Source organism: Streptomyces sp. LS1784 (assembly GCF_020103755.1).
Classification (GTDB): Bacteria; Actinomycetota; Actinomycetes; order Streptomycetales; family Streptomycetaceae; genus Kitasatospora.
In genome coordinates this window covers 1-6,601 of record NZ_JAHSQD010000470.1, presented here as the reverse complement: position 1 = coordinate 6,601, position 6,601 = coordinate 1, and the positions used below count along the sequence as shown (strand labels likewise).

Annotated in this window: 6 protein-coding genes; 2 read left to right on the top strand and 4 right to left on the bottom strand. The window is 75.0% G+C overall.

What is annotated here, in order from left to right:
• The 4 genes from KS423_RS34955 to KS423_RS34940 all read right to left on the bottom strand — a co-directional run.
• Positions 1-1,047: glycerate kinase (locus KS423_RS34955; protein ID WP_224283773.1), on the bottom strand; the 1,047-nt coding region annotated here is incomplete at its 3' end.
• A complete protein-coding gene (locus tag KS423_RS34950; RefSeq protein ID WP_224283772.1) occupies positions 1,044-1,865 on the bottom strand; it encodes a sugar phosphate isomerase/epimerase in 822 nt (273 codons plus the stop codon). The genes KS423_RS34950 and KS423_RS34955, both read right to left, overlap by 4 nt.
• Positions 1,862-3,061 (bottom strand): dihydrodipicolinate synthase family protein, encoded by a 1,200-nt coding sequence (locus tag KS423_RS34945; protein ID WP_224283771.1) that lies wholly within the window; start codon positions 3,059-3,061, stop codon positions 1,862-1,864. Before KS423_RS34945 ends, KS423_RS34950 begins: the two co-directional genes overlap by 4 nt.
• Complete coding sequence (locus KS423_RS34940) at positions 3,058-4,212, bottom strand: Gfo/Idh/MocA family protein (protein WP_224283770.1); 1,155 nt, start codon at positions 4,210-4,212, stop codon at positions 3,058-3,060. Before KS423_RS34940 ends, KS423_RS34945 begins: the two co-directional genes overlap by 4 nt.
• Positions 4,213-4,332: 120 nt before the next feature.
• Between KS423_RS34940 and KS423_RS34935 the strand changes: the two genes are divergently transcribed.
• The gene (locus KS423_RS34935) at positions 4,333-5,370 is read left to right on the top strand and encodes a LacI family DNA-binding transcriptional regulator (protein ID WP_224283769.1); all 1,038 of its coding nucleotides are present in this window, start codon (positions 4,333-4,335) and stop codon (positions 5,368-5,370) included.
• Between the two features lie 240 nt (positions 5,371-5,610).
• Positions 5,611-6,601, top strand: a 991-nt coding sequence (locus KS423_RS34930) for a substrate-binding domain-containing protein (protein ID WP_224283768.1), incomplete at its 3' end; no start/stop codon positions are given.

The window sequence follows — 6,601 nt, the reverse complement described above, 5'->3', positions numbered from 1 at the left end:
GCCGGCGCGGACCAGCCACTTCCGGGCGTGCTCCCGGGCGGAGGCCGGGTCGCCCGCGAGTGCGCTGAGGGTCAGGGCCCGGTCGTCGGCCGACTCGCCCGCGACGATCCGGGCGGGGACGCCGGCGCGGGCGGCCCGGGCGAGGACCTCGCCAACGGCCTTGCCGCGCAGGCTGGTCGCGTCGTACCTGCCCTCACCGGTGATCACCAGATCCGCCGTGGCGATGTCCTGGTCGAGGTGGAGGAGGTCGGCGACGGCGGCGGCGCCGGGGCGGATGACGGCGCCCCACGCGGCCGTGAGGCCGTAGGCGGTGCCGCCCGCCGCGCCGGAGCCGGGCTGGTCCGGGTCCGCACCGAGGAGCGCGGCGAGCCTGGACAGCCCCTGGTCGAGCAGGGCGATCCCGCTCGGGTCCGCGCCCTTCTGCGGTCCGTAGACGGCGGCGGCGCCGTCCGGGCCGAGCAGCGGATTGGTGACGTCGGTGAGGAGCACCACCCCGTCGGGCGGCGCCGGGCGCAGGCCCGTGGCATCGACCCGGTGGGCCCGCAGGAGCGCCCCGCCGCCGTCGGCGAGGTCCCGGCCCTCCGCGTCGGTCAGCCGCAGGCCGAGCGCCGCGAGCAGGCCGGTGCCGCCGTCCGTGGAGGCGGAGCCGCCGAGGGCGACCGTCAGCCGGCGTGCGCCCGTGTCGAGGGCCGCCGCGACGGTCTCGCCGGTGCCCCTCGTGGTCGCGGTGAGCGGTGCGGGGCGGGACATCAGGGGCAGCCCGCTGGCGACGGCGAGTTCCACCAGCGCGGTGCCGTCGGGGAGGAGGGCGTACCGCCCGGTGACCGGCCGCCCGTCGGGGCCGGTGCAGCCGGGGACGTCGTGCTCGGTGGTGCCGGGCAGGGCGGCCGCGACGGCGGCGAGGGTGCCCTCGCCGCCGTCGGCCATCGGACGCGCGATCAGCTCGTCGTCCGGCCGCACCGAGCGCCAGCCGTCGGCCAGCGCCCGGGCGGCGTCCGTCGCCGTGACCGTCCCCTTGAAGGAGTCCGGAGCGAGGACGACTCTCATGCGCTCACCACGTGGGCACGGTAGCGCTCGACCACCGTCGCGAGGGTCTGTTCCCCGGGGGTGTCCCAGATCTCCTGGTTGAAGATCTCGGTCTCGATCCAGCCGGTGTAGCCGGCGGCCGTGACCATGTCCGTCAGTGCGCCGAAGTCGATGTGGCCGTCTCCCACGTGGCCCCGGCCGAGCAGGACGTCGGCGGGCAGCGGCAGCGTCCAGTCGCAGACCTGGTACGAGGCGATCCGGGCGCCCGCACGGGCGACCTGCGCGGCGAGGTCCGGGTCCCACCACACGTGGTAGCTGTCGACGACGACGCCGACCTGCTCGACGGGGTGGCGCTCGGCCAGGTCGAGGGCCTGGCCGAGGGTGGAGACCACGGCACGGTCGGCGCAGAACATCGGGTGCAACGGCTCGATCGCCAGCCGCACACCCAGGTCACCGGCGTACGGAGCGAGTTCGGCCAGCCGGTCGGTGACCCGTTCCCGCGCCCCGGCCAGGTCGCGGCTGCCCGCGGGGACCCCGCCGACGACCATCACCAGGGTGTCGGTGCCGAGTTCGGCCGCCTCCTCCAGGGCACGGAGGTTGTCGGCGAGCGCCGCCCGGTGGGCCTCCGGCCCCTCGGCGGTGAGGAAGCCGCCCCGGCACAGGCTGCTGACGGCCAGTCCCGCCTCGCGGACCAGCTCGGCCGCGCGCGCGACACCGACCTCCTCGACCTTGTCGCGCCAGAGCCCGATCGCCGGGACTCCGGCCTCCACACAGCCGCGCACCGCCTCCGGCAGGCTCCAGCCCTTGGTGGTGATCTGGTTCAGCGAGAGCCGGTTCACGCCTCCACCCCCGCCACTGTGAGGAACTGCCGCATCCGGTGCGCCGCCAGCTCCGGGTCGGGCAGGACCCCGGCGGCGTCCGCCAGGCGGAACAGCTCCACCAGGTGGACGACGGAACGGCCGCTCTGCGCCCCGCCGACCATGGTGAAGTGGCTCTGGTGGCCGGCCAGCCAGGCGAGGAAGACGACGCCCGTCTTGTAGTGGTAGGTCGGCGCCGCGAACAGGTGGCGGGCCAGCGGGAGGGTGGGGGCGAGCAGGGCGTCGTACCGGTCGAGGTCCCCGGCGTCCAGGGCGTGCAGCGCGGCCGCGGCGCGGGTGGCGATCGGGTCGAAGATGCCCAGCAGTGCGTGGCTGTGGCCGAGTTCGTCGCCGCGGATGAGCTGCGGGTAGTTGAAGTCGTCGCCGGTGTAGAGCCGGACGCCCTCGGGCAGGGCGCGGCGCAGGGCGATCTCCCGGTCGGCGTCGAGCAGGGAGACCTTGATGCCGTCGATGCCGGCGTGGTGCTCGCGGATCAGCGCGAGCACCGTCTCGGTGGCCGCGTCCAGGTCGGTGGCGCCCCAGTAGCCGGCCAGCGCCGGGTCGAACATCTCGCCGAGCCAGTGCAGGATCACCGGCCGACCGGCCTGGGCGATCAGCCGGCCGTAGACCTGGAGGTAGTCCTCCGGCCCGCGGGCCTGCGCGGCCAGCGCGCGGCTGGCCATCAGGACGGGCTGCGCGCCGGCCTCCTCGACCACCGCGAGCTGCTCCTCGTAGGCGGCCGTGATCCCGGCGAGGCCCGCGGCCGGGCCGGTGAGCTGGTCCGTGCCGACGCCGCAGGCGAGGCGGCCTCCCTCCCGGCGCCCGCCACCACCCTCGTCCGAAGCGCTTCGCGCTGCCTCCCTGAAGGCGCGGGCCTCCGCGCCGGAGCGGACGATCAGTTCCCGGGTGGCGGGCCAGTCCAGGCCCATGCCGCGCTGGGCGGTGTCCATGGCGTCGGCGATGCCGAGGCCGAGGGACCACAGGTGGCGGCGGAAGGCGAGGGTGGCGTCCCAGTCGACGGCCGCCGGTGCGCCGGGGGCGTTGCCGCCGAGCGGGTCGGCGACGACGTGCGCGGCGGCGAAGGCCGTGCGGTTCTTCGGCGGGTGGGCCGGGATCTCCAGCGGCTCGGGGATGCTCAGCCGGTAGCGGCCGAGGCCGGGAAGGTTCAGCTCGGTCATCGGTTCTCCAGTCCGGGGACGTCCAGGCGGCGGCCCTCGCGGGCGGAGCGCAGGCCGAGTTCGGCCAGCTGGACGCCCTTGGCGCCCTCCAGCAGGTCCCAGGTGTACGGGGAGCCGGTGACGACGTGCCGCAGGAAGAGCTCCCACTGCGCCTTGAAGCCGTTGTCGAACTCGCCGTTGTCCGGGACCTGCTGCCACTGCTCGCGGAAGCGCTCGGTGGCCGGCAGGTCCGGGTTCCACACCGGCTTCGGGGTGGTGGCCCGGTGCTGGATCCGGCAGTTGCGCAGCCCGGCGACCGCGCTGCCCTCGGTGCCGTCGACCTGGAACTCCACCAGCTCGTCGCGGTCGACCCGGACGGCCCAGGAGGAGTTGATCTGGGCGGTGATCCCGCCCTCCAGCTCGAAGATGCCGTAGGCGGCGTCGTCCGCCGTCGCCGGGTAGGCGCGGCCCTGTTCGTCGACCCGCTCGGGAATGTGGGTGGCGGTGTGCGCGTACACCGAGCGGACGGGCGCGATGATCTGGTCCAGCACGTAGCGCCAGTGCGGGAACATGTCCAGGATCATGCCGCCGCCGTCCTGGGCGCGGTAGTTCCAGGAGGGGCGCTGCGCGTCCTGCCAGTCGCCCTCGAACACCCAGTAGCCGAACTCGCCGCGCACCGACAGGATGCGGCCGAAGAAGCCGCCGTCCACCAGCCGCTTGAGCTTGAGCAGGCCGGGCAGGAACAGCTTGTCCTGCACCGCGCCGTTGCACACCCCGGCCTCCCGGGCCAGTCGTGCCAGCTCCAGGGCGGCGTCGAGGGACTCGGCAGTCGGCTTCTCGGTGTAGACGTGCTTGCCGGCCGCGATGGCGGTGCGCAGGGCCTGCTCGCGGGCCTGGGTGACCTGGGCGTCGAAGTAGATCTCGGCGAGCGGGTGGGCCAGTGCCTCGTCCAGCGAGGTCGTCCAGTGCGTCAGGCCGTGGCGGTCCGCCAGCTCCTTGAGCTTCTGCGCGCTGCGGCCGACCAGGATCGGCTCGGGCCACAGCGTGTCGTCGCCCTCCAGGGCGAGCCCGCCCTGCTCGCGGATGGCCAGGATCGAGCGCACCAGGTGCTGGCGGTAGCCCATCCGGCCGGTGACGCCGTTCATCACGACGCCGATCACTCTCTGAGTCATGCGTGGTCCTCCGCGGTCCTGTGTGGTCCCGTGCGGTCAGTGGGAAAGCGCTTTCCGAGAGGTTATGGAGATATGCTGTGCGCGTCAACGCAGGTGCCAAACGGAAGTGGGGAACGGCAGATGGGTGTCACCCTCAGTGAGGTCGCCCGTCACGCCGGAGTCTCGCTCGCGACGGCCTCCCGCGCGCTCAACGGCTCGGCCCGGACGGTCGGCGAGGAGCTGGCCGCGAAGGTCCGGGCCAGTGCCGACGCCCTCGGGTACCTGCCGAACGCCCCCGCCCAGGCACTCGCCCGTGCCGCCACGGCCAACGTCGGCGTGCTGTTGCACGACGTGGCGGACCCGTACTTCGCGGCCATCGCCCGCGGGGTCTCCGACGCTGCCGGGCAGGCCGGGCTGCTCCCGCTGGTGATCAACACGGACGGGGAGCCGGAGACGCAGGTGCGGGGCATCCGCATGCTGCACGGCCAGCGCGTGCGGGCCATCGTCCTGGCCGGCTCCGCCCACACCGACCCGGCCGCCGTGCGGGCCGTCGACGCGGCGCTCGCCGACTACCGGGCGGACGGCGGGCGGATCGCGACCGTCACCGACCACGGCCCCGGCTACGACGCCGTCCTGCCGGACAACCGCGGGGGTGCGGCCGACCTGACCCGGGCCCTCCTGGGCCTGGGGCACCGGGAGTTCGCGGTGATCACGGGGCCGGAGCGGCTGCAGGTCTCGATGGACCGGCTCGCCGGGGTGCGCGAGGCCCTCGCCGAGGCGGGCATCGAGCCGGCCGAAGGGGCCGTCCAGCACGTGGAGTTCACCCGCGCCGGGGGCCGCGAGGCGGTGCGGCGGCTGCTCGACCGCCCGCAGGCCGAGTGGCCCACCGCCGTGCTGGCGCTGTCCGACGTCTGCGCGATCGGCGCGCTCGGCGAACTCCGCTCGCGCGGAGTCGACGTGCCCGGTCGGATGTCGGTGGCGGGTTTCGACGACATCCCGTTCGCCGCGGACGTGGCTCCGGCGCTCTCGACGGTGCGGATGCCGCTGGAACGGCTCGGCGCGGGCGCCGTCACCCTGGCGCTCGAGTCCGAAGGCGGGCGGCGGTGCGTCCGGCTGGCCCTGCCGACCCAGGTCGTCCTGCGGGGGAGTACCGGGGCGCCGCCCGCGCGGGCACGGTGAGCGGGGGAGCGGCCGACTGCGCGGCGGTGCCGGACGCCCGGCGAGCGAGCGGCCCGGGTGGCCCGGGTGGGGTGTTCCGTTCGCAGGCCGGGAACGCGGGAGGACCTGACCGGACGACCGGGTGACCGGTACGGTGGTTCTGATCGACTCAGCAGATCTGTGTTCGTTCGATCGGATTTCGATTGAATGATGCGGATTGATCAGTTGCCGCGCGGCGCCGGGGCACTCAGGAGGGAAGCCATGACCATCACGGCCGAGGAGCGCCGGTCCCAGATCCTAGAGGTCGTACGCGACCTCGGGACGGTACGTGTGGTGGACCTCGCCGTCCGGATGGGCCTCTCGGCCGTCACCGTCCGCCGCGACGTCGCGGTGCTCGCCGACGACGGGCTGCTGAGCCGCTCGCACGGCGCCGTCTCGCTGCCGCGCGTCAAGTCCGCCGCGGTCGAGGGCACCGACCGGGTCCTGGGCATGCTCGTCCCCACCGTCGGTTCGTACTTCGACGAGGTGGTCGGCGGCGCCCGCGCGGCCGCCGCGGACGCCGGCGCGCGCCTGGTGCTCGCCATCGCCCCGTACGAGTCGGCCGACGACCGCGCCCAGGTCGGGCAGCTGCTCGACTCCGGGGTGGACGGCCTGCTCCTGACCCCCAACTGGCGTCCGGCCGGCGGCGAGGACGGCCTGTGGACCGGCGGGCTCCCGGTGCCCGCCGTGCTCGTCGAGCGCCGTGCCCCCGCCGACGGCGAGGGAGCGCTGCTGGACTCCGTCGGCTCGGACCACCGGCACGGCGTCCTGCTCGCCCTGCGCCACCTGGTCTCGCTCGGGCACGGCGCGGTGCTGTTGGTCGCCCGCGAGGACACCTGGACGGCGCACCAGGTCCGGGCCGGCTACGCCGAGGGGACGGCGCTGCTGGGGCTGGAACCGCAACCGGTGATCGACATCCGCCGCCCAGGCGTCGACTCCGAGGCCGTTGCCGAGCGGATCGTCGAGGCCGCCGCCCGGGGCGTGCGGGCCGTCCTGGTCCACAACGACCAGGACGCCATCCAACTGCCGCCGCTGCTGCGGGCCCGGGGCCTCCAGGTACCGGACGACGTGGCGCTGATCGCGTACGACGACGTGTTCGCGGCCCTCGCCGCGCCGCCGCTGACCGCCGTCGCGCCGCCGAAGCGGGCCGTCGGCGCGGCGGCCGTGGAGCTGCTGCTGCGCCGCCTGGACCTCGGCGGCTCGCTGCCCGTCC